The organism is Rhodococcus sp. DK176 (assembly GCF_038447315.2).
Lineage (GTDB): Bacteria > Actinomycetota > Actinomycetes > Mycobacteriales > Mycobacteriaceae > Rhodococcus_F > Rhodococcus_F jostii_A.
Window position 1 is genome coordinate 5,730,459 of sequence record NZ_CP118321.2, and the last position, 20,839, is coordinate 5,751,297.

At 67.6% G+C, this 20,839-nt stretch carries 18 protein-coding genes and 1 pseudogene; 9 read left to right on the forward strand and 10 right to left on the reverse strand.

Going from position 1 to position 20,839, the window contains the following annotated elements; all coding sequences use genetic code 11:
* Positions 1-170: 170 nt before the first annotated feature.
* Positions 171-1,286, forward strand: coding sequence for a GAF domain-containing protein (locus PSR88_RS26850; protein ID WP_029539559.1), 1,116 nt, complete (start codon positions 171-173; stop codon positions 1,284-1,286).
* Between the two features lie 16 nt (positions 1,287-1,302).
* Here the strand turns inward: PSR88_RS26850 and PSR88_RS26855 are convergent, their stop codons facing one another.
* The 6 genes from PSR88_RS26855 to PSR88_RS26880 all read right to left on the reverse strand — a co-directional run bounded on the left by PSR88_RS26855 (position 1,303) and on the right by PSR88_RS26880 (position 7,587).
* Complete coding sequence (locus tag PSR88_RS26855) at positions 1,303-1,533, reverse strand: DUF3263 domain-containing protein (RefSeq protein ID WP_016883737.1); 231 nt, start codon at positions 1,531-1,533, stop codon at positions 1,303-1,305.
* A complete protein-coding gene (lipA, locus tag PSR88_RS26860; RefSeq protein WP_342338544.1) occupies positions 1,530-2,546 on the reverse strand; it encodes a lipoyl synthase in 1,017 nt (338 codons plus the stop codon). Before lipA ends, PSR88_RS26855 begins: the two co-directional genes overlap by 4 nt.
* A 69-nt stretch (positions 2,547-2,615) precedes the next feature.
* A complete protein-coding gene (gene lpdA, locus PSR88_RS26865) occupies positions 2,616-4,028 on the reverse strand; it encodes a dihydrolipoyl dehydrogenase (RefSeq protein WP_016883735.1) in 1,413 nt (470 codons plus the stop codon).
* A 9-nt stretch (positions 4,029-4,037) separates the two neighbouring features.
* A complete protein-coding gene (locus tag PSR88_RS26870) occupies positions 4,038-5,573 on the reverse strand; it encodes a 2-oxo acid dehydrogenase subunit E2 (RefSeq protein ID WP_016883734.1) in 1,536 nt (511 codons plus the stop codon).
* Between the two features lie 2 nt (positions 5,574-5,575).
* A complete protein-coding gene (locus PSR88_RS26875; protein WP_016883733.1) occupies positions 5,576-6,607 on the reverse strand; it encodes an alpha-ketoacid dehydrogenase subunit beta in 1,032 nt (343 codons plus the stop codon).
* A 14-nt stretch (positions 6,608-6,621) separates the two neighbouring features.
* Positions 6,622-7,587 carry a thiamine pyrophosphate-dependent dehydrogenase E1 component subunit alpha gene (locus tag PSR88_RS26880; protein WP_016883732.1) on the reverse strand — a complete coding sequence of 322 codons (966 nt, stop codon included), beginning with the start codon at positions 7,585-7,587 and terminating at the stop codon, positions 6,622-6,624.
* A gap of 374 nt (positions 7,588-7,961) precedes the next feature.
* Here PSR88_RS26880 and PSR88_RS26885 point away from each other — a divergent pair, with 374 nt between their 5' ends.
* Positions 7,962-8,873: a hypothetical protein gene (locus PSR88_RS26885; protein WP_029539556.1), complete on the forward strand. Its 912-nt coding sequence runs from the start codon at positions 7,962-7,964 to the stop codon at positions 8,871-8,873.
* 64 nt (positions 8,874-8,937) lie between these two features.
* Here PSR88_RS26885 and PSR88_RS26890 read toward each other — a convergent pair whose 3' ends face one another.
* The 4 genes and pseudogenes from PSR88_RS26890 to PSR88_RS26905 all read right to left on the reverse strand — a co-directional run bounded on the left by PSR88_RS26890 (position 8,938) and on the right by PSR88_RS26905 (position 12,131).
* On the reverse strand, positions 8,938-9,195 hold the full coding sequence (locus PSR88_RS26890) for a GntR family transcriptional regulator (protein ID WP_016883730.1): 258 nt from the start codon (positions 9,193-9,195) through the stop codon (positions 8,938-8,940).
* A gap of 279 nt (positions 9,196-9,474) precedes the next feature.
* Positions 9,475-9,654: pseudogene (locus PSR88_RS26895) on the reverse strand (IS3 family transposase); the annotation flags it as partial.
* A 399-nt stretch (positions 9,655-10,053) separates the two neighbouring features.
* A complete protein-coding gene (locus tag PSR88_RS26900; RefSeq protein ID WP_016883728.1) occupies positions 10,054-11,430 on the reverse strand; it encodes an NAD(P)/FAD-dependent oxidoreductase in 1,377 nt (458 codons plus the stop codon).
* Entirely contained in the window at positions 11,427-12,131 is a 705-nt protein-coding gene (locus tag PSR88_RS26905) for a hypothetical protein (RefSeq protein WP_016883727.1), read from the reverse strand. The genes PSR88_RS26900 and PSR88_RS26905 overlap by 4 nt, the downstream gene beginning before the upstream one ends.
* Positions 12,132-12,406: 275 nt before the next feature.
* Here PSR88_RS26905 and PSR88_RS26910 point away from each other — a divergent pair, with 275 nt between their 5' ends.
* The 7 genes from PSR88_RS26910 to PSR88_RS26940 all read left to right on the forward strand — a co-directional run bounded on the left by PSR88_RS26910 (position 12,407) and on the right by PSR88_RS26940 (position 20,828).
* Positions 12,407-13,918, forward strand: a complete 1,512-nt coding sequence (locus tag PSR88_RS26910; protein WP_016883726.1) for a flavin-containing monooxygenase — start codon at positions 12,407-12,409, stop codon at positions 13,916-13,918.
* On the forward strand, positions 13,911-14,819 hold the full coding sequence (locus PSR88_RS26915; protein ID WP_016883725.1) for an alpha/beta fold hydrolase: 909 nt from the start codon (positions 13,911-13,913) through the stop codon (positions 14,817-14,819). Before PSR88_RS26910 ends, PSR88_RS26915 begins: the two co-directional genes overlap by 8 nt.
* Positions 14,807-16,183 (forward strand): flavin monoamine oxidase family protein, encoded by a 1,377-nt coding sequence (locus tag PSR88_RS26920; RefSeq protein ID WP_016883724.1) that lies wholly within the window; start codon positions 14,807-14,809, stop codon positions 16,181-16,183. The genes PSR88_RS26915 and PSR88_RS26920 overlap by 13 nt, the downstream gene beginning before the upstream one ends.
* 374 nt (positions 16,184-16,557) lie before the next feature.
* The gene (locus tag PSR88_RS26925) at positions 16,558-17,982 is read left to right on the forward strand and encodes an APC family permease (protein ID WP_016883722.1); all 1,425 of its coding nucleotides are present in this window, start codon (positions 16,558-16,560) and stop codon (positions 17,980-17,982) included.
* Between the two features lie 56 nt (positions 17,983-18,038).
* Entirely contained in the window at positions 18,039-18,698 is a 660-nt protein-coding gene (locus PSR88_RS26930; RefSeq protein ID WP_016883721.1) for a hypothetical protein, read from the forward strand.
* Positions 18,691-20,064, forward strand: a complete 1,374-nt coding sequence (locus tag PSR88_RS26935) for a glutamine synthetase family protein (RefSeq protein WP_016883720.1) — start codon at positions 18,691-18,693, stop codon at positions 20,062-20,064. The genes PSR88_RS26930 and PSR88_RS26935 overlap by 8 nt, the downstream gene beginning before the upstream one ends.
* Positions 20,061-20,828 carry a gamma-glutamyl-gamma-aminobutyrate hydrolase family protein gene (locus PSR88_RS26940; protein WP_016883719.1) on the forward strand — a complete coding sequence of 256 codons (768 nt, stop codon included), beginning with the start codon at positions 20,061-20,063 and terminating at the stop codon, positions 20,826-20,828. Before PSR88_RS26935 ends, PSR88_RS26940 begins: the two co-directional genes overlap by 4 nt.
* Positions 20,829-20,839 lie beyond the last annotated feature (11 nt).

Sequence of the window (20,839 nt, forward strand, 5' to 3'; positions counted from 1 at the left end):
ACCGTCGATTGCGTTCGCCTCCAACGGAAATGGTCGGAACCTGACGCTGGTCGAGCACTCACATCCCCGGTAGGCTCGGCCGGGTGAGTACTCCCGGTTCGGTTCGGCACCGCCTTCCTGCTGTCGGCTCGGGGGTGGATCTACCCCGGCACGCGCGGTTATTGAGTCAAGTGCACGATGCCGTGCTCTCGGGACGGCAACCGCCCGCGCAACCGCGCGACGTCGTCGGCCGGTCGTGGTCCCGGCTGCAAGCGGACGGCGTGAGCCCCGACCGGTGCGAGGACGTGGTGCTGGCCGACTACGCCGAGGTCGAAGCCCGGCGGACGCGCACTGCCCTGCGGTCGGTCCTCCCCGAGCTTCGCAACACGTTGACCCAGGTAGCCGAAGACGCGAATTTCATCGTGGTGATCGCGGACGCCGACGGGGTTGTGCTGTGGCGCGAAGGGACACGCGGCGTGCGAAAGGCCGCCGACGCACTGGGGTTCATGGAGGGCGCCCGGTGGTCCGAGGGGGCAGTGGGCACGAACTCCATCGGAACAGCGCTGGTGGAAGATGCTCCCGTGCAGCTGTTCTCGGCAGAGCACTACGCGCGGTCGCACTGCGGGTGGTCGTGCACGGGGTCTCCGGTGCACGATCCACGTAGCGGTGAGGTGCTCGGCGTCGTCGACATCAGTGGCTCGGCGATGTCGGTTCATCCGACGACCGTGGCACTGGTACAGACTGCGGTCCGGTTGGCCGAGGCCACACTGTGGCAGGAGCACACGATCACTCTCGAGAAGCTCCGCGGTCATGCCGCACCGATGCTCGGGGCGATCGCCGGGCCTGCCGTCGTGGTGGACCGGCACGGCTGGGTCGCCGACGCACGCGGGTTGGCCCTTCCCGACCGGTTGGCGTCCCCGCGTCCCGGCACGCCCCTGCTCGTGCCCGGGTTGGGGGCGTGCATGCCGGAACCGCTCGGTGACGGCTGGCTGGTGCGACGCGGAGGCAGACCGACGACCATCGCAGTGGAACTCGATCTCGGTGACAACCCGCGAGCAACGGTGCGAGGCGACACGAGCTGGACGCGAGCGCTCTCACCCCGCCACGCGCAGATCCTGCGAGTGCTGGCCGAAACGGGTTCCGCTGGAATCGATGCCGCGTCAATGAGTGCGGTGCTGTTCGGTGACCGCGACCACGTGGTGGCCGTCCGCGCCGAGATCTCCCGTCTCCGGAAGAGCCTCGGCCCTGTTCTGTCCACCCATCCGTATCGGTTCGCGGACGGTGTCGACGTGCACGTCGTCGGGTGACCAACCTTCCCGGTGTCTAATTCCTCGCCGATCGCACGGCGACGAACCTGCCCAGGTCGGCGCGCAGTTGCGGGTCGAGGCACGCACCGGCCGGTCCGGCGAGGATCTTGCGGAGCCGGGCCACGTAGCACGCGGGCGTCATGCCGAATTCGACGAGGAGATCACCGGTGGTGCCACCGCCGTACGGCAGCCAGCGACGGGCGAATTCGATGACCTGTGCGTCTTCGATGACGGAATCGTTGATCACGGGCTGACACTCCTGTCGGTTCGGACGGCTGCGAGATGAGTGAGGGAGTCCGCGAGCGCGCGGCCGTGGTGGGCCATCGCCTGCGCGTAGAGGCGGCCGGCGCGGTAGGAGGAGCGGACGAGGGGTCCGGCCATGACGCCGGCGAATCCGATTTCCTCGGCGGTCTTGGAGTGCTCGACGAACTCTTCGGGCTTGACCCACCGCTCGACGGGGTGGTGGCGGGGGGAGGGGCGCAGGTACTGGGTGATGGTGATGATGTCGCAGCCGGCGTCGTGCAGGTCGTGCAACGCCTGGGTGACCTCGTCGGGGGTCTCGCCCATCCCGAGGATGAGGTTGGACTTGGTGACGAGGTTGTCTTCGCGGGCGGCGGTGATCACTTCGAGGCTGCGCTGGTAGCGGAACGCGGGCCGGATCCGCTTGAAGATGCGAGGGACGGTTTCGACGTTGTGGGCGAGCACCTCGGGGCGGGTGGAGAACACCTCGGCGAGCTGATCGGGCTTGGCGTTGAAGTCGGGGATGAGCAGTTCGACGCCGGTGCCGGGATTGAGCTGGTGGATCAGGCGGACGGTTTCGGCGTAGAGCCAGGCGCCGCCGTCGGGGAGGTCGTCGCGGGCGACGCCGGTGATGGTGGAGTAGCGCAGTCCCATCGCCTGGACGGATTCGGCGACGCGGCGGGGTTCGTCGCGGTCGAGGTCGTCGGGTTTGCCGGTGTCGATCTGGCAGAAGTCGCAGCGGCGGGTGCATTGCTGCCCGCCGATGAGGAAGGTCGCCTCGCGGTCTTCCCAGCATTCGTAGATGTTGGGGCAGCCGGCTTCTTCGCAGACGGTGTGCAAACCCTCGCGCTTGACGAGGCTCTCGAGCTCGGAGTATTCCGGGCCCATCTTCGGTCTCGTCTTGATCCAGTTCGGTTTGCGTCCGATCGGAGTCTCCGCATTCCGGATCTCCAGTCGAAGCAGCTTACGGCCGCGCGGCGCCTGCGCGGCGGCGGACGATGTTCCTGGTGTGGCAGTCACGTGTCGATTCCTGGGGGTGGTTCCGCCGGACCGCGGTGCCGGAGGGCGACCACGGTTCGGCGGGGGTTGCTACATGTTGATCGGGCGACCCAGCGCCGACAGGACCGATTCGTGCATGGCCTCGGACAGCGTCGGGTGCGCGAATATCACTTCCGCCAGATCGTCACCGGTGGCCTCCAGAGATCGGGCGATGCCGAAACCCTGGATCTGCTCGGTGACGTCGGGACCGACCATGTGGGCGCCCAGCAACTCGCCGCTGTCGGCGTCGAAGATGGTCTTGACGAACCCGTCGGCTTCACCGATGGCGAGTGCCTTGCCGGAGGCCTGCAGATCGAACTGCCCGATCTGCAGGGAACGACCGGTCGCCCGCGCCTGGTCCTCGGTGAGGCCGAGGCTGGCAACCTGAGGCCGGGCGTACGTGCATCCGGGCACATAGTCCTTGTCCAGCGGGGTCACGTGCGGGGTGCCCGCCAGCTTGTCGACACACAGCACGCCTTCGTGGCTGGCCTTGTGGGCGAGGCACGGGGCGCCGGCGACGTCGCCGATGGCGTAGATCCCGAATGCGGTGGTGCGGCACCACTGGTCGGTGGTGACGAAGCCGTGGTCGACGTCGACGCCGACGTCCTCGACTCCGAGATTCTCGACGTTGCCCTGGATGCCGGCGGCGACCAGGACCCGGTCCACGACGTGCTGTCCGAGGGTCCCGTCCGCCGATCTCACTGTCACGGTTACGGAGTCCGCGCCGACCGCGAGCTCGGATACCGAGGCGCCGGTGTGGATGGCGATCCCGCGCTTCTCGAACTGCCGGCGCACGTGACCGGCCACCGCGGCGTCCTCGACGGGCATGATCTGCGGTGCCAGCTCGACGAGCGTGACCTCGCTGCCCAGATCGTGGTAAAGGCTGGCGAACTCGACGCCGATGGCGCCGGAGCCGATGACCAGCAACGACTTCGGAAGTTTCGGGGGAACCAGTGCGTCGAAGTAGGTCCAGACCCGGTCGCCGTCCGGTGTCACCCCGGGCACCGACCGCGGGCGCGCACCCGTGGCCAGGATGATGTGGTCGGCCCGGTACTCCGCGAGGGGCGACGCCGGGTCCGGGCCGCCCTCCCGAACCCCCACCACGCCCTTTCCGGTCAGGCGTGCGGTTCCGGTGATCACGTCGATACCGTTCTTCTTCATCAGATATCCGATGCCGTCGGACAATCGGCCCGACACCCCACGGCTGAATTCGACCAGTTGTGCCATGTCGAACTCCACACCGCTGGTGGAGAATCCGAGGGGACGCAGATTGGCCAGTGTGTGGGCGACATCGGCGCCGTGCAGCAGCGCCTTGGTGGGAATGCACCCCCAGTTGAGGCAGATACCGCCCAGCCGGTCCCGTTCGATCACCGCGGTGCGGAGTCCGTGCTGCGCGGCACGGATGGCGGCGACGTAGCCACCGGGGCCGCTTCCGATCACCAGGACGTCGTATTTGTCAGTCATCAATACTCCCTAGACCAGCATCAACGCGGGTGACTCGACGAAGCGCCGCAGTTCCTGCAGGAACGTCGCGCCGAGGGCGCCGTCGATCACCCGGTGGTCGCACGAGAGTGTCACGGTCAGCACGGTGCGGGCTTCCACCCGGCCGTCCACGACGACCGGCCGTTGCTGCCCCGCACCGACGGCGAGGATCGCGCCCTGCGGTGGGTTGATGATCGCGTCGAATTCGCGCACACCGAACATGCCGAGGTTCGAGATGGTGAACGTGCCGCCCTGGAACTCCTCGGGGGTCAGCTTGCCGGTCTTGGCTTTCGTCACCAATGTGTGGACCTCGTGGGAGATCTCGGCGAGGCTCTTGCTCTCGGCTCCGCGAACGATGGGCGTGATCAGTCCCGACGGTAAGGCGACGGCCACCGAGATGTCGGCGGCGGAGAATCTCAGCACCGACTGGGCCGCTTCGTCGAATTGGACGTTGACGTCGGGGACCTTGCGTAGCGCCGCCGCGCACGCCTTGACGACGAAGTCGTTGACCGACAGCTTGACCGAGGGCACGGTCGCGTTGATCTCCGTGCGCAGTGCGAGGAGATTGTCGATTTCGAGGTCCACGGTGAGGCGGAAGTGCGGAGCGTTGCGCTTCGATTCCTGCAGACGCTGACCGATCGCCTTGCGCATCGAATTGAACGGGATCGTCTCGAACTGGGGTGCCGTGTGCTGCGGGGCGTCCGCTGCGCCGGCGGACGCCGCCGCCGGATCGGGAAGCAGCCGGAATGTCCGTTCGGCTTCCCGGACGTCCGCCTCGCAGACGCGTCCCCGCGAACCGGTGGCCCGGCAATCGTGCAGATTGATGCCGAGGGATTTCGCCAGTCGACGCGCCACCGGTGTCGCGTCGACACCGCCGTCGTCCTCCGACGAGCGTCCGGGCACACCCGATCGGGTCGGAGACGGGGCTTCCGCGACGGTTCCACCCGCCGAGCGAATCGCCTCGTGGACGTCCGCGACGGAGATCCGGCCCTCGCGGCTGGTCCCGGTCACACGGCCCAGGTCGATCGACAACTCGCACGCCAATCGGCGGGAGTGCGGTGTCGCGAACACGTCACCATTCGTCTGTCCCCGTAGCGAATCCGGGACGGTGGTGGTGCCGGGAGTCCTCACCGACTCCTGTGCCGCCGGCGCTGACGGGGTGGGTGTCACGCGCGGTTCCGCGGGGGTGGGTTGTCCACCCGGTGACCGCTCGGGCTCGGATGTGGAGACGTGATCCGCCCCGATGTCGGTCAGGAATTCCTCGATCTCGGCATCGGAGACGGCCGCGTCGGCCGACACGGCCAGGACCGCACCCACCGGCAACGTGGCACCGGGCTTGGCGACGATGCGCCGCAGCGCTCCGTCGAACGGCGCCTCCAACTCGTTGGTGATCTTGCTGGTCTCGATCTCGCAGATCAGATCACCCTTCGAGAAGGGAGTTCCTTCGTCGATCAACCACTCGGTGACGGTGCCCTCGTCCATGGACAGGCCCCATTTGGGAACTTCGATCAGTTTGATGTCACTCATGGTCAGGCCGTCACCACCTTGCGTACTGCGGCCTCGATGCGCGCCGCGTTGGGAAGCCATGCCTGTTCGAGCACGGGGGAGAACGGCACCGGGGTATGCGGTGGGGTGACCAGTTCGATCGGTGCCTTCAGCGAACCGAACGCCTTGGTGGCGATCAGCGCTGTGACGTCGTGGCCGAATCCGCATCGTGCCGCGGACTCGTCGACGATCACCACCCGCCCGGTGGACGCGACGGATTCGAGGATGCCCTCCTCGTCGAGGGGTGAGACGGTCCGCGGGTCGACCACTTCGACGGAGATGCCGTCCGTGGCAAGTTTGTCGGCGGCCGTGTTGGCGGCATTCACCATGGCCGAGAGCGCGATGATGGTGACGTCCGTGCCCTCCCGGGTGTAGTTGGCTACGCCGAACGGGATGGTGTACGGCTCGTCGGGCACTTCGCCCTTGAGGTCATACAGCGTCTTGTGCTCGCAGAACACCACCGGGTCGTCATCGCGAATGGATTGGATGAGAAGGCCTTTGGCGTCGTACGCGTTGGACGGGGCGACCACCTTGAGGCCGGGGACCGCGGCGAACACGTTGTACGGAGACTGCGAATGCTGCGCCGCCGCCGAGAATCCGGCGCCGATCATGCCGCGCACCACGAGTGGCGTGCGGGCCTTCCCACCGAACATGTAGCGGAACTTCGCGGCCTGGTTGTAGAGGGCGTCGTAGCAGACGCCGAAGAAGTCCATGAACATCAGTTCGGCGACCGGGCGCAGCCCGGTCAACGCGGCGCCTGCCGCCATGCCGATGATCGCGGACTCGGTGATCGGGGTGTCGATGACCCGGTCGGAACCGAATTCGGTCCACAAACCCTTGGTCACACCTAGCACACCACCGAACGCCTCGAGCTTCCCGGACTCGAGTTCCGGGTTGGTCCCCGCCTGACCACCGCGCAGATCCTCACCGATCTGCACCACCGTCGCATCGCGTTCCATCTCCTGGGCGAGCGCGGCCTTGATTGCTTCGCGGTACGTCGTCTTCGACGTTGTCATTTCTGTTCTCACTCTCAGTACGACACGTAGACGTCGGTCAGAAGGTTTGCCAACGGCGGATACTCGGCTTTCCGGGCCTTCGCGACGGCGTCGTCCACGCGGGCTCGTGCGTCGGAATCGATCGCGTCGAGTTCCTTCGCGGACACCTTCCTGCTGTCCGGGTGATTGCGGAAGTTCAGCAGCGGGTCTTTCGTCTTGCGCAGTTCCGCGACCTGATCCGCGGTGCGGTACAGCTGCGCGTCACCTTCGAAGTGTCCGTGCCAGCGGTACGCGATCGCCTCGATCGACGTGGGTCCGCCTCCCATCCGGGCACGCTCGACGGCCTCCCGGGTCGCCTCGTACACGGCGAAGAAATCGGTCCCGTCGACGGTGACGGCGGGCATGCCGAAGGATGCCGCGCGGGAGGCGATGCTGGGCGCGCCGACGGCGTAGTCCCGTCCGGTGGCCTCACCGAATCCGTTGTTCTCGGTGACGAAGATGATGGGAAGGTCGAGCACGACAGCCATGTTCATGGCCTCGAAGACGGTGCCCTGGTTGGAACCGCCGTCGCCGGTGAACGACGCCGCGACGCCGCCGTTTCGCAGTGTCTTCGCGCTGAGCGCCGCGCCGATGGCCAGGGAGGGTGCCCCGCCGACGATGGCGTTCGCGCCCAGCATGCCCACGGACAGGTCGGCGATGTGCATGGAACCGCCCTTGCCGTGGCAGAGGCCGTCGTCCTTGCCGAAGATCTCCGCCATCATCCCGTGGAGGTCGCACCCCTTGGCGATGCAGTGCCCGTGGCCGCGGTGCGTGGATCCGATGTAGTCGGTGTCCTGCAGGTTCTCGCACACGCCGACGGCAATGGCTTCCTGACCGGAGTACAGGTGAATGAAGCCGGGGATGTCGCCGGTGGCGTTCTCTTCGTGTAGGCGGTCTTCGAACGCTCGGATCTCGGACATCTTCCGATACGCGCTCAGTAGCGAGTTCTTGTTCAGCGCCATTGCACTCCCTTGGTTTCTTCGTTGTCGCCGGCTACGTAGGCCCCCTCCGATCGCGCCGCGGCGTCGGAACGGTTCGTGCCTCGTGTAACCCGGGTCATGAATGTAGGGAGATATGACGTGCGCAATAAACGTTGCAGCCGATTGCAATGGTTCGATCGGGGGATGCGAAACAACGACGTGGTCGAGGTTCATCGATAGCTCGTCAGGGACAGGATTTCTGACGTGATCGCCGCCCTTGATGGCGGCACTCGGGGTCATCGAGACCGAGGTGAAGGACTCGTAGTCGGGAGGGATTGACACGGCATCGATCGCGGCGCTTGACTGGAACGCAAGCTGGTGTGGGCTCGCCCGATGGTGTTCCGGGAGGTTGACGTATGCGCGGCACAGGGTTAGCGGGTCCGGGCCATCGACGCGGAGCAACCTCCCCTCGCAGGACCATCTCGGTACTGGCATTGGTGGGAGTGTGCATTCTCTCCCTGACAGCGACCCAGACAGCCGGCGCAGACCCAGCAGCGGCCGACACCGTCGACACCGGGTTCGCGATCCCCTTCGCTGGGGCACCCGGCTACGAGAGTCTGGCTCCGACGCAGGTGACCAACCCTGGGCAGCTCAACCAGCCACTCGGTCAGCAAGCGGCGGACGAGATTGCCGGCCAGGTGGGGCTCACCAGGGCTGACGCGTTATCCGAACAGCAGTATCGAGACCTCCTCAGCGGCGGCGGAGTCGGCGGCAGCCGCGAAGCCGCCGAGGTGATCGATGCATGCGCCCAGATCCTCACCAACACGAACGGCCGTCCCCTGTATTCCGACGTCGATGGCCACCCCACACCGTCGGTTCTGGCCAGCTACGGGCTCTACGTGAACACCAGCGGACTGCTGGAGAGTCCGGCCAACGCGGACGCCCCGACAAGGCAGGTGAACTCGTTGATCGCGCCCGGCGGTTTCGTGGGCACCTGGTTGAGGAACAACGATGCGACAGGAACCTTGATAGCGCTCTACCGGTCGGCGTACACGGTGCAAGCGGTCTACGGCTTCGCAGCGCAACAGATTTCGGGCGCAGCTCAACTGGTGACGAACACCAAGGGGGGTGTGAGTTCGGAGGTGGGCATGTCGATGGCGCCGCCGCTCTGGATAGTGAACTTTGCCCTGCTCTACATATTGAATCCTTCCCTGGCGGCGGCGATGCCTGCCCACTGGGCTCCCATCCCGTCGCCGGTCGCCGACGCAATACACTCGAGCCCCACCGGCCAGGTTTCTTTCAGCGACTATGCGTCCTACTTCCAGTGACTCGATTCCGGAGTTCGGCGAGATGCATTGACGTCGAGATGGCCGAGTTGTTCGACCATGTAGGTCACGGCGTTGTCGATTTGCGGCGCCAGAGCCGCGTCACCTCGTCGGGATCCTGGGCCTCGTCGCGCCGAGTCGGGAGGGGCACATACGCGCCACGGTGCGGCTCGAGTTCGATCAGGCCGTCCTCGGCGACAATGTTCAAGGCGTCCCTGATCGGCCCGCGGGAGCCACCGAGCCGGGTGGCGAGAGGCTTTTCTGCGATGCGCTGCCCCGGCCGGAAGGCGCCGCTGGCGAGTGACTCGCGGAGTGCTTCGACCACTGCCGATGCCAATCTCGGTGAGGGGGACCGCGGCTGGTCGTCTTCGGTCGCGGATGCGGAGGTGGGCCGACGAGAAGTATATCGGCGCCGGCACGGATCCGTCCGCACTGAGCTACGCCCGCGGACGGCTCGTCGTCGCCAGCACAGCCGCCGGCCTTCCCGCGCCCATCGATGGACCGACCCTGACCGCCGACAACATCACCCTCCTCGAGGCACTCAAGGTACCCGATCCATGGGAAGGGACTGCCCCCGCCCTGGTTGACACACGGGTGTGCAGTTTCAGGCCGCGTGTGCGGTGTGATGGAGCGTCTCATATTCGACGGGTGTCAGTCGACCGAGACCGCGTTGCCGGCGCCGCCGGTGGTAGGTCTTCTCGATCCACTCGACGATCGCCAACCGTAGTTCCTCACGGCTGCTCCAGTGGCGCCGGTCGAGGACGTTGCGTTGCAGCAACGCGAAGCGGGCGGGGTCCGATTCGTCGGACGCGATTGGCGGCAGTCGGAACCGAATCCGTAGTCGTCCAGTGGAACCGCAGCGAACACCGTCGCGAACCGGCCATCGAGGTCCGTCCAGGAAGTCGTCTAACGGGCACGGGCCGTATCTCGTCGGGTCGAGATGGGCGGATGGATGAATTGGGTGATGGGTGGATGGAGGGGTGTTCATCTATGGCGAGTCTTGATGCGGCCTGGGTAACTCCATGAACTGACTGACTGGTAATCACACGTAAGAAGGGCCTCCAATCACACCGGATTCCGCTTGCTGCGGCCACGTTCCCGCACTCCAAGTGAACGGTTTCGGGCGATGCCGACCACTACCAGGCAATAGGTGTTCGAGGGTTTCGTCGAAGAGGGGAACGCTCTAGACGGGGGCGGTAAAGCCACGTGAGGCAGTGGCAAATCCCTTGCATGCGTGTCGCTTGCTGCCGTTGATCATGTCGTTGAACCTGTCTGCGGTCCATGCCAAGCGCAGTCCGAGCCTCCCCATGATTATCGGGACCGCGTGGCCGAATTTCGGTTCGTCGACCCAGACGGTGCGCAGATCGTCCGGGGTGATGCCGGTGGCGATCCGATCGGCGATGAGGGTCCCGACGTAGGTGGCCTGGGCGAGTCCGTGGCCGTTGCAGGCCAGGGAGTAGTAGACGTCGTCGCCGACCGTGCCGGCCACCGGTAGCCAGGTCGAGGTGATCCCGATCCAGCCGCCCCAGGCGCGGTCGATCGCGACGTCCGCCAGCGGCGGGAAGCGTCGTGCGAACGCCTTCGCGAGGTCGGCGACCACCGCCGGGTCGGGATGGCGTTCGGGCAGCGGATAGCCTGCGCCACGTTCGATTTGGCGGACGCCGAACACGATGGTGTTGCGTGCGGTGAGTCGGTAGTTCTCCATGATGTTGTGCTGGGTGATGAGCCCGGATCGGCTGGTCCAACCGAGCGCGGCGAGACGCTGCGGGGAGATCGGCTCGGTTTCGACCTCGGTCACCCACATCGGTGACGACAGGCGTTTCGGCGTGATGTCCCACTCGCCCGCATAGGCGTTCGTGGCCAGCACCACTTTCTGCGCCAGGATCACGCCGCGGGGCGTCTCGACAGTGACGCCGTCGTTGCCGCGAACGATGTCGACGACCTTTGATTGTTCGAAGACCTGCACGGTCGAGGCGAGCACCGCGCTGCGAAGGCCGCGCAGGAGCTTGCCGGGGTTCATGATTCCGCCCTTGATTTCGCGCATGCCGCAGAGGAAGCCGGGCGGGATGCCCAGTTCGCGTGCCGTGCCCTCCTCGACGTGGGCCCCGGCACGGCGGAGGATCTTCGCGATGCGGCGTGTGCGTCCTAGCTGCCCGCGCGAGACGGCCGCGAAGACGTTGCCGACGGCTTCGTAGTCGCAATCGATGCCGAGCTTCTCGATCATGCTCTCGACGTGGCCGGCGGCGTTCTCGGTGAGGCGGATGATCGCCGGCATGCGCCTGCGGTAGAGCAGATTCAGCAGCTGAATGTCACCTCCGGGCGCGCTCGCGAGTTGGCCGGCATTGCGTGAGCCCGCACCGTGCCCGCAGAAGTCCGACTCCAGCAGTACGGCGTCAACGCCGCGCTCTGCGAGGCGCAATGCGGTCGCCATGCCGGCAAGCCCGCCGCCGATGACCGCGACGGAGCAGGTGAAGTTCTCCGTCAGCGGTGGTCGGATGTCGGTGGGAGGACCGACCCACCCGGTGAAGGTGGTGTAGGTCGTGTTCGCGGTGGAACTCATGCGATGTCAGCTCCTCGGACGGGGGAGGCGGCGGTCGGATCGAGGTGTGCGTCGACCCGCTTGTTGTGGGCAGCGAAGGCCGTATACGCCCGGTAGATGACGAGCATCGCCAGGCCCCAGGTGAACAGCGCGAGGGTGTAGAAGAGGGTGTGGTTGGCGTCGTCGCCGGGAATTCGCCAGAAGTCGTAGATCGAGGCGACCACCACGTTCAGCGCGGTGGCGCCGACTACCCACCCGGCGTGGGCGAGCTCGCCGAGCTCCCAGAGGCGCCACGCGAAGTAGCACAGGAAGCCGGAGGTCGCGAGCGCAGTGATCACGAAGAACACCTTGCCCGGCGTGCCGATCTCCTCGGCGAACTCGGACAGGAAGAACCCGAGGACCGCGGCCAGGGCGAACGCGCCCACCTCGACGCCGAGCGTGGGCTTGTACCTGTGCGTGACGACCAGCAACCCGAGGACAAGGATCAGCGTGAACCCGATCGAGCGCGAGAACGCGTCCAGGAAGAAGGCGATGTGGTACATCGGGGAATCGGTGCCGGCCTGGGTCACCCCGTAGATCAGGAAATTCGTCCCCGATATGCCCATGATGATCCATTCGAGACCGATCAAATAGTTGTGATGGCCCCGAATGAATTTAACGCCGCAGATGAGTCCGACGGCGATCATCCAGATGTCCGCCGCGGCGAAAAGAATGTCGCGCATGGCAGCGCCTCCTTGGGAGTGACCGTGATCTCGTGTGTCGGCTTCCACAGTGGCGCGCCCATGAGGACGCCCGCTACGCCGACGTGCAACCACGTGTAGCGCCAGCCGCAACACACTGCACCACGACGCCGTGTGATCGGCATCTCACAGGCGCGGACAGTGCACTGTGCACCATGTCACGGTGAAGGACGGGGCACCGCGGCGTAGAGCGCGGGCCGCCGTGGCGGTCACCGTGGAATCACACACCGACGTGACCACCACCGAGAGGCCCCACGATGAACGCATCGAAGCAACGACCCGAAGAATTCGACATCGTCATCATCGGTGCCGGCATCTCCGGCATCGGCGCCGCGCGCTACATCGTCGAGGCGTTTCCCGGCAAACGCGTCGTCGTGCTCGAAGGGCGCGACAATATCGGCGGCACCTGGGATCTGTTCAAGTACCCCGGCATCCGATCCGATTCCGACCTGCATACCTTCGGCTACGAGTTCAAGCCCTGGAAGGACCGCGCCGCCATCGCGGAAGGCCCCAAGATCCTGAACTACCTGTGTGAGACGGTCGAGGAGAACAACCTGGGCGGGCTCATCCGCCTCGGGCACAGCGTGCAGCGCGCGGAATGGTCGAGCGCCGACGCGCGCTGGACGATCGACGTGCACACCGCCGACGGCGACAAGACCATCACCGCCAACTGGATCTTCGCGGGCACCGGGTACTACCGCTACGACGAGGGCTACACCCCGCACTTCGAGGGTCGCGAGGACTTCGCCGGCGACATCATCCACCCGCAGCACTGGCCCGAGGGCTACGACTACGCGGGCAAGAAGGTCATCGTGATCGGCAGCGGCGCGACCGCGGTGACGCTGATCCCGTCGATGCTGACCGGTGCGCGCGCCGCCGCCCATGTGACCATGCTCCAGCGCACCCCCACCTACGTGATGCCCTGGCCGAAGGTCGATTCCCTCGCGCTCCTGTTCAACCGGCTCTTCGGCGAACGACGCGGCTACGCGATCACCCGGTTCAACAACATCTGGATCGATCGGGGCGTGGTCAAGTCGCTACGCACATTCCCCCGCCTGGGTCGCGCGCTGATCCGGCGCATCAACAAGAAGTTGCTGCCCGCGGACTATGACGTGGACACCCACTTCAACCCGCCCTACGACCCATGGGATCAGCGCCTGTGTCTGTCGCCCGACGGCGACTTCTTCGCCGCACTGCGCGACGGCGGCGCCTCGATCGTCACCGACCGGATCTCGCGTTTCACCGAGTCGGGGATCCAGCTCGAATCGGGCGAGCACCTCGACGCCGACGTGATCATCACCGCGACCGGCCTCAACGTGCGCCTGCTCGGCGGCATCGACCTGGCGGTCGACGGCGTGCCGGTGAACCTCGCCGACTCCGTCGTCTACCGCGGCACCCTGCTCTCGGGGATCCCCAACCTGGCCATCGCCATCGGCTACACGACCTCGTCGTGGACGCTGAAGGTCGGCATCCTGTGCCGCTACTTCTGCAACCTGGTCAAGCACATGGACGCCTTCGGCTACGACCGCGTCGTCGTCGAGGCCGATCCCGGCATGGAGACGCGCCCGGTCATGGACCTCAGCGCGGGCTATGCGCAACGGGCCCGAGAGAGCACCCCGAAGCAGGGCACCGGCATGTGGCAGATGTCGATGTCGTACCCGCAGGACGCCAAGCTGCTCCGCGGCCCCCTGCTCGACGACGCGCTGCGGTTCAGCTCCACCACCGACGACAGTGCACGCTCGACCGGAAGGGAGACGATCCGTGCGTGACGACGCCCAGGACCGCCTCGTCACCCTTGCGGGCGGCACGCGTGTCTGCTACCGAATCGACGGCGACCCCGACGACCCGCCGGTCCTGCTCCTCGCCGGCCTCGGCGAGGACTTGACGATGTGGTCCGAGCGGTTCGTCTCCGCGCTCGTCGCGACCGCTTTCCAGGTGATCCGGATGGACAACCGGGACTGCGGCCGCTCGACCTACGCGATCACCCCGCCGCCGAGCACGCTACGGCAACTGCTCGCCCGGCCCCGTCCGGACGCGTACACGCTGGCCGACATGGCGGCCGATGCCGCGCAACTCATCGAGCACCTCGGTCGGGGACCGGCGCACCTCATCGGACGCTCGATGGGCGGGATGATCGCGCAGACCGTCGCGGCGCGCTACCCCGCACTCACCAGGTCGCTGACCTCGTTGTACTCCACCACGGGCGATCCGAAGGTCGGGCAGGCGGCCGCGTCGACCATCGCGCTGCTCGCCGCTCCGCCGCCGCGGAACCGGGTGCAGGCCGTGCGTGCGCACCTTCGCATGACAGCACATCTCGCGGGCACCGGGTTCCCGATCGACGAGGTCGAAGAAGCGGCCCACGCCGTGCAGACGTGGGACCGCACGGCCGGCGATGGTGCGGCAGGGACCGCCCGGCAGGTCCAGGCCATCCAGGCCGCGGGCGACCGAACGGCGGAGATCGCCCGCATCACGGCTCCCACCCTGGTGATCAACGGCGATCGCGACCCCATCGTCGCGCCGTCCGGGGGCGCCGCCACCGCGGCCGCGATTCCGCATGCGCGGCACGTGGTGATTCCTGGAATGGGGCACCACCTGCCCGACGCGCTCGCGCTGCTCGTCGCCGACCACGTCGTCGGACACCTCGAAAGGGCATCAGTATGTCCGAGCTGAGCACCACGGATGTCGTCGTCATCGGTGCCGGGGTCTCCGGGTTGACCGCGGCGCGGCGGCTGGCACAGGCCGGGCGGCCGGTCGTGGTGATCGAGGCCGGTGACCGGGTCGGCGGCCGCACGATGAACCTCGACGTCGCCGACGGCGTGATCACCGAAGGCGGTGGCCAATGGGTCGGACCGGGCCAGGACCGTGTCCTCTCGCTGCTGGACGAGCTGGGACTGGAAACTTTCAAGACCCACATCGACGGCAAGTCGATCTACCACCGGCGAGGCCGCTCGAAGCGGTATGAGGGCCTCATCCCGCCGCTGAGTCCGCTCGCGCTCGCCGACTTCGCCCAGTTGCAGCTGCGGCTGGAGCGGATGGCGAGAACCGTACCGGTCGAGGCCCCGTGGACCGCCCGCCGCGCCGCCTCCTGGGACGCCACGACCTTCGGACACTGGCTCGACGCGAACGCGGCGACCGCGGAGGCCAAGGCGATGTTCACGGTCGGGTTCTCGGTGACCAACGCCGAGGACCCGCACGCCACGTCGCTGCTGGTGCAGCTGGCGCGGATCCGGGGCTCCGGCGGAATCGACCACGCCCTCAACATCACCGACGGGGCGCAGGAGTCGCGGGTAGTCGGTGGCACGGTCCGGATCGCGGAGCGCCTGGCCGAGGATCTCGGGGGCGCCGTGGTGCTCGACTCACCCGTCGCCGAGATCGCGCACGACGCCGACGGAGTCCTGGTCCGGTCGGCGCGGGTCGATGTCCGCGCGAACCGGGTGATCGTGGCGATGTCCCCGGCGGACGCCGCCCGGATCCGCGTCACGCCCGACCTGCCCACCCGCCGTGTGATGCTGCAACGTCGCTGGAACAGCGGCGCGGAGAGCAAACTCTTCGCCGTCTACGACCGCCCGTTCTGGCGGGAGGAGGGACTGAGCGGCCAAGCGGTCTCGGACCTGCCGGTGGCCAAATACGTCGTCGACAACTCACCGCCGGACGCCGGCGTCGGGATCCTGCTGACCTTCCTCGGCACGGACGCGATCCTCGACGACCCCGCGGCGCGGCGCTCCGCCTTCCTCGACGATCTGACCGTGCTGTTCGGGGCGCAGGCGGCAAGCCCTACCGCATACCTCGAGAAGGATTGGACGCATGAGCGGTGGATCAGCGGCTGCGTCGGTTCGCGCCCTCCGGGCTCACTGATCGAGTGCACCGATGCGGATCGCCGGCCGGTCGGGCGGATCCACTGGGCAGGCACCGAGACCGCGACGATCAACCAGGGCTACCTCGACGGTGCGGTCCGCGCGGGAGAGCGCGCCGCCCAGGAGGCGCTGAACTGCGGGGTTGTCACGGTTCGCAGTCGCCGGGCGGGATTGCCGTGAAGTCGACTATCCGATCATCGTCCGTCGAGGCCTCGCGATGGTCGGGACGTGTGCGCGCCGCCGCAAGGTCGATCCCGAGGAATCCGGGCGAGGTCGACGCGCCTTCGCGCAGGCCGACGATCTCGGTGTGACCCGGCTCCCCGGCGCGAGGGCGCGGATCTCGCCCGTCGGCAACCAGGGCCCCTCGCGGGCGTACACACCGACCCCGCTGACCGATCCAGGCGTCGGCGTCCGTCACCGCGCCCAACGATCATTCGTTTCCGTTTCACAGAATTCGCAGGTGGCTGTCTTTCGCTGCCTGGATTGCATACCAGCCGGTCGGTAGATGCCGGTGATTCAGGTCGCGGAGAGCGGCACAGAATGGAGTGATTGCCATGAGTCAGCGCGAAGACCGAGCCCAGGAGGTCCCGGTCGGCCTGGACCGGACACTCGGCGTCCCGCAGATCGTCTTCATGGTGGTGGCGATGGCCGCGCCCCTGACGGTGTTCGCCGGGCTCATCCCGTTGATGCTCGGCTCGGGGAACGGCATCGGAACACCGGTCGACTTCGTGCTCGTCGGAATCGTGCTCGTGCTGTTCACCGTCGGGTACTCGGCGATGACTCCCGAAGTACGCAACGCGGGCGCCTTCTACTCCTACGTCCAGCGCGGCCTCGGCACCGGTGCCGGGCTGGGCGCCGCAGCGCTCGCCCTGGTCACCTATGCGCTGCTCATCGTCGCCGTCTCGGCCTACCTCGGGGCTGCCGCGCGCAATGTGCTCGTGACCTTCTCCGGCGTGTCGGTGCCGTGGTGGTGCCTCGCGGCCGCCGGGCTCGCGGCCATCGGGTACCTGGGCTACCGCAACGTCGAGGTCAGCGCGCGGGTGCTCGGAGCGTTGCTCATCGCGGAGGTCGCGATCGTCGCACTCGTCGACCTCGCCATCGTGCTGCGCGGCGGCGACAACGGCCTGTCGGCGCAGCCGCTGACCTGGGACGCGTTCACCACCGGCGCCGCAGGCACCGGGATCATGTTCGCCGTCTTCGGCTTCGTCGGTTTCGAGACCACCGCCGTCTTCCGGTCCGAGGCCAAGGACCCCGACCGCACGATCCCGAAGGCCACCTACATCGCGGTCGTCCTGATCGCGCTGATCTACGCCTTCTCGTCCTGGGCCATGATCAACGGTCTCGGTGTCGCGCGTGCCGTCGACCTCGCTGCCGACGACCCCGAAGGACTCGCACCCGGGCTCGCCACCCGCTACCTGTCGCAGGCCGCCCACGATGTCATGCAGGTTCTGCTCGTCACCAGCTTCTTCGCCTGCGTGCTCACCGCCCACAACGTGGTGGCCCGCTACCTGTTCGCCCTCGGCCGCCAGGGTGCTCTGCCGGTCTCGCTCGGCTCGGCACACCCCACGCACCGGTCGCCGCACGTGGCCTCGCTGCTGACCTCCGGGGTGATCGGCACGCTGCTCGCGGCCACGGCGATCGCCGGGCTCGACCCCGTCGTCGAGATCTACGCCTGGTTCGGCGGCGCCGGAACCCTCGGGCTGATCGTGCTGCTGGCCCTGACCTCCGCGGCGATCGTCGTGCACTTCCGCAAGGCCGGCACGGCTACGGCGTGGGCGGGCACCGTCGCCCCCGTCCTGTCGCTCGCCGCACTCGGGGCGATCCTCGTGCTCGTCATCGGCAACTTCGAGCTCCTGATCGGGTCGCGCACCGGGGCTTACGTCTTCCTCGCAATCATCGCCGGGGCGTTCGCCTGCGGCCTCGCATGGGCGCCGCTCCTGCGCCGGCGTCGGCCGCAGACCTACTCCGCCCTCGAATGACGGCCGCGCCCGCAGCCCCGACAGCACCGCACCCGCCACCGAAGAAAGGTATGACAATGACCGAAACCCCGACGATCGCGCCGGGCCCGGCGGCGCAGCGCGCGCCGGCCCGGATCGAGATCGACGACGACGCCACTCCCATCGTCCGGCTGCTCGGCCGGACCCTGCGCGACGCGGTCCGGCTCGGCCATCTGCCCGAGGTGTTCGATCGCGGCATCGGCACGGTCGCCGTCCGCTCGCACAACACCCCGCAGGCCGCCGTCGTCACGCTGTGCGACGGCGCCGTCATCGTGACCGGCGGCGTCTTCGCGCCGGCCGACGCGACGCTGGTCGTCGACCTCGAAGCCCGTTTCGCGCTCACCAAGGACCCCGACGGTGATGGGGAACTGGCGGAGGGGGTACTGCGCGCCCTACAGCACCCACTGCCCTCGTGGCAGGAGGCCGCCGAACGCTTCTGGGAGGTGACCCGCGGCATCCGCGGCATCCCCGACGTCCTCGTCGCGGTCGCACAGGGGCCGGACGGCCCCCAGGAGGCCCGGTTCGGCTCGGGCCCGACGACCTACCGCATGGTCGGCACGCCCGACGCGCTCGCAGGGGTGTTCACGGGCGCCGACTATCTCCTCACCTCCCTGGACTCCGGCCTGCGGGTCCAAGGGACGCTCTCGCAGGTGTCGGTCATGACGGCCGCCTCGTGGAAGGTTCGTTTCGATGTCTGAGCTCACCCGGTCGGAGTCCATCAGCTCCGCGTGGAAAGTACCGACGAAGGCGATACGCCTGGAGGCCACCGGTCACGACGGGAGCTTCCTGGGAAAGACCATCACGCCGGCGAAGTTCGCGTCCGGCAAGGAGGCGGGCTTCGCCTTCGCCGACATCCTGTTCGCGATCGACCTGGGCGACGAGTTCGTGTTCGGCGACGCCTTTCCGGACTGGCGCGGCAACCTCTACGACATCTCGATGATCCCCGACATGGACACGCTGGTGGAGTGGAAGCCCGGCCTCGGCGCCGTCATCGGTGACTACTGGCTCCGGGACGGGCGGCCGGTACCGATCTGTCCGCGGAATATGGTGCGCAGGCTGGTCGAGCGCCTGCGGACGCTCGGCTACACCGCCACGGTCGCGGTGGAGATCGAAACGACGCTGTTCGAGGAGTCCGTCCAGCAGGCGCGGGCCTGCGGTTACCGCGATCTCACCCCGCTCGGCGGGGACACCGGTGCCACATACCACCTGGCGAGGTCGAAGGACTGGGTCGACTACATGGAGGCCGTCACCGACCGGCTCGACGAGCTCGGCATCACCTGGGAGGCGTGGACCGACGAGGCGGCCGCAGGCCAGACCGAGCTGAATCTCGCACCCACCGATCCGGTGGCGCTCGGCGATTCCTGGGTGCGCACCAAGCAGGTGATGCGGGAAGTCGCGTTCGAGCAGGACCGGACGGTGACGTTCATGGCCAAGCCGACCGCAGGCTTCGGGCAGGGCGCGCATATCAACCTCTCGCTGCACCGGGACGGTGAGAACCAGTTCTTCGCACCCGACGGGCCGTCCGAGGTGATGCTGCAGGCCGTCGGTGGGCTGCTGGCAACGATGGCGGGAAACACCCTGCTGTCGCTGCCACAGATCACCTCGTACCGGCGCCTCGTCGACATCAGCGGCCCACCGACGACCATCTCCTGGGGCGTCAACAACAAGACCGCGGCGGTGCGGGCCATCGTCGGGCACCCCAAGTACTCGCGGCTCGAATACCGGCTGCCGGGCTCGGACGTCAACCCGTACTACGCCCTGGCCGGTGTGCTGGCCGGGGTTGTGGCAGGCATCGAACGGAGGATGCAGGCCCCGCCGCAGGTCGACGACATGGCGTGGTGCCTGCCCGACGACACCGGGGTCGAGCGGGTCCCGGACTCGATCACCAAGGCCATCGCGGCGCTGGACGGCGACGAGGTGCTCCGCGAGTACCTGGGTGACGAGTTCGTCGACTTCTGGGTGGCCTCGCGCCGGTGGGAATGGATGGAATTCCACACCAAGGGCGGCGACCCGCACACCGAACTCTCCGCGTGGGAGTCCCGTCGCTACTTCGAGTTCCCATGACGGGCAAGCCACTGGTCGGGATCACCGGCCGCCGCGTCCAGCTGAGTCTGATCGCCGGAACGGACGACCGCTACGCCACGGCGTGCGTCGACGCGTTCGTGGCCGCCTTCGCCACCCGCGTCGCGAAAGCGGGCGGCGTGCCCGTGCACCTGCCCTACGACGCCGATCCGCTCGACGCCTGCGAGTGGTTGTCCGGCGTGGTGATCACCGGCGGGCAGGACGTGCACCCGGCCCGGTGGGGCGGCGACACCTCCGTTGTCCGCGACGTCGACCCACGGCTCGATCCCCACGCGCACGACCCCGAACGCGACGAATACGAGTTCACCCTGGCCCGCGCCGCCATCGACCGCGGCCTGCCCGTGCTCGGGGTGTGCCGGGGAATGCAGCTGCTCAACGTCGCACTGGGTGGAACGCTCATCGCGGACCTGCCGCCCGGCCCGGTGCCGCACTTGTCGCCATTGGCCGCGCCCACCGACGGCGACGCCGAGCACCGCGTGAGCTTCGAACCCGGCTCCACGGCCGCGCGGATCTTCGGCGACAGCGTCGTCACCAACTCGTGGCACCACCAGGCCGTCGATCGGTGCGGCACGGGCCTTGTCGTCACGGGCCGCACGCCCGACGGGGTCGCGGAGGCGGTGGAGGTGCCCGGCGCGCCGATCCTCGGTGTGCAGTGGCACCCCGAGTGGATGGAACGCGACGACCCGGCCATGGCCTGGATCGTCGATGAATCGAGAAAACGGCAGGAGATCGAGTATGTCCACTGACACGACAACCG

Excerpts from the sequence above, each read along its gene's own strand:
- lpdA (WP_016883735.1), bottom strand. The coding sequence starts at position 4,028 with ATGACTGACAAATACGACGTCCTGGTGATCGGAAGCGGCCCCGGTGGC.
- PSR88_RS26870 (WP_016883734.1), bottom strand. The coding sequence starts at position 5,573 with ATGAGTGACATCAAACTGATCGAAGTTCCCAAATGGGGCCTGTCCATG.
- PSR88_RS26875 (WP_016883733.1), bottom strand. The coding sequence starts at position 6,607 with ATGACAACGTCGAAGACGACGTACCGCGAAGCAATCAAGGCCGCGCTC.
- PSR88_RS26880 (WP_016883732.1), bottom strand. The coding sequence starts at position 7,587 with ATGGCGCTGAACAAGAACTCGCTACTGAGCGCGTATCGGAAGATGTCC.
- PSR88_RS26885 (WP_029539556.1), top strand. The coding sequence starts at position 7,962 with ATGCGCGGCACAGGGTTAGCGGGTCCGGGCCATCGACGCGGAGCAACC.
- PSR88_RS26900 (WP_016883728.1), bottom strand. The coding sequence starts at position 11,430 with ATGAGTTCCACCGCGAACACGACCTACACCACCTTCACCGGGTGGGTC.
- PSR88_RS26905 (WP_016883727.1), bottom strand. The coding sequence starts at position 12,131 with ATGCGCGACATTCTTTTCGCCGCGGCGGACATCTGGATGATCGCCGTC.
- PSR88_RS26910 (WP_016883726.1), top strand. The coding sequence starts at position 12,407 with ATGAACGCATCGAAGCAACGACCCGAAGAATTCGACATCGTCATCATC.
- PSR88_RS26920 (WP_016883724.1), top strand. The coding sequence starts at position 14,807 with ATGTCCGAGCTGAGCACCACGGATGTCGTCGTCATCGGTGCCGGGGTC.
- PSR88_RS26925 (WP_016883722.1), top strand. The coding sequence starts at position 16,558 with ATGAGTCAGCGCGAAGACCGAGCCCAGGAGGTCCCGGTCGGCCTGGAC.
- PSR88_RS26930 (WP_016883721.1), top strand. The coding sequence starts at position 18,039 with ATGACCGAAACCCCGACGATCGCGCCGGGCCCGGCGGCGCAGCGCGCG.
- PSR88_RS26935 (WP_016883720.1), top strand. The coding sequence starts at position 18,691 with ATGTCTGAGCTCACCCGGTCGGAGTCCATCAGCTCCGCGTGGAAAGTA.
- PSR88_RS26940 (WP_016883719.1), top strand. The coding sequence starts at position 20,061 with ATGACGGGCAAGCCACTGGTCGGGATCACCGGCCGCCGCGTCCAGCTG.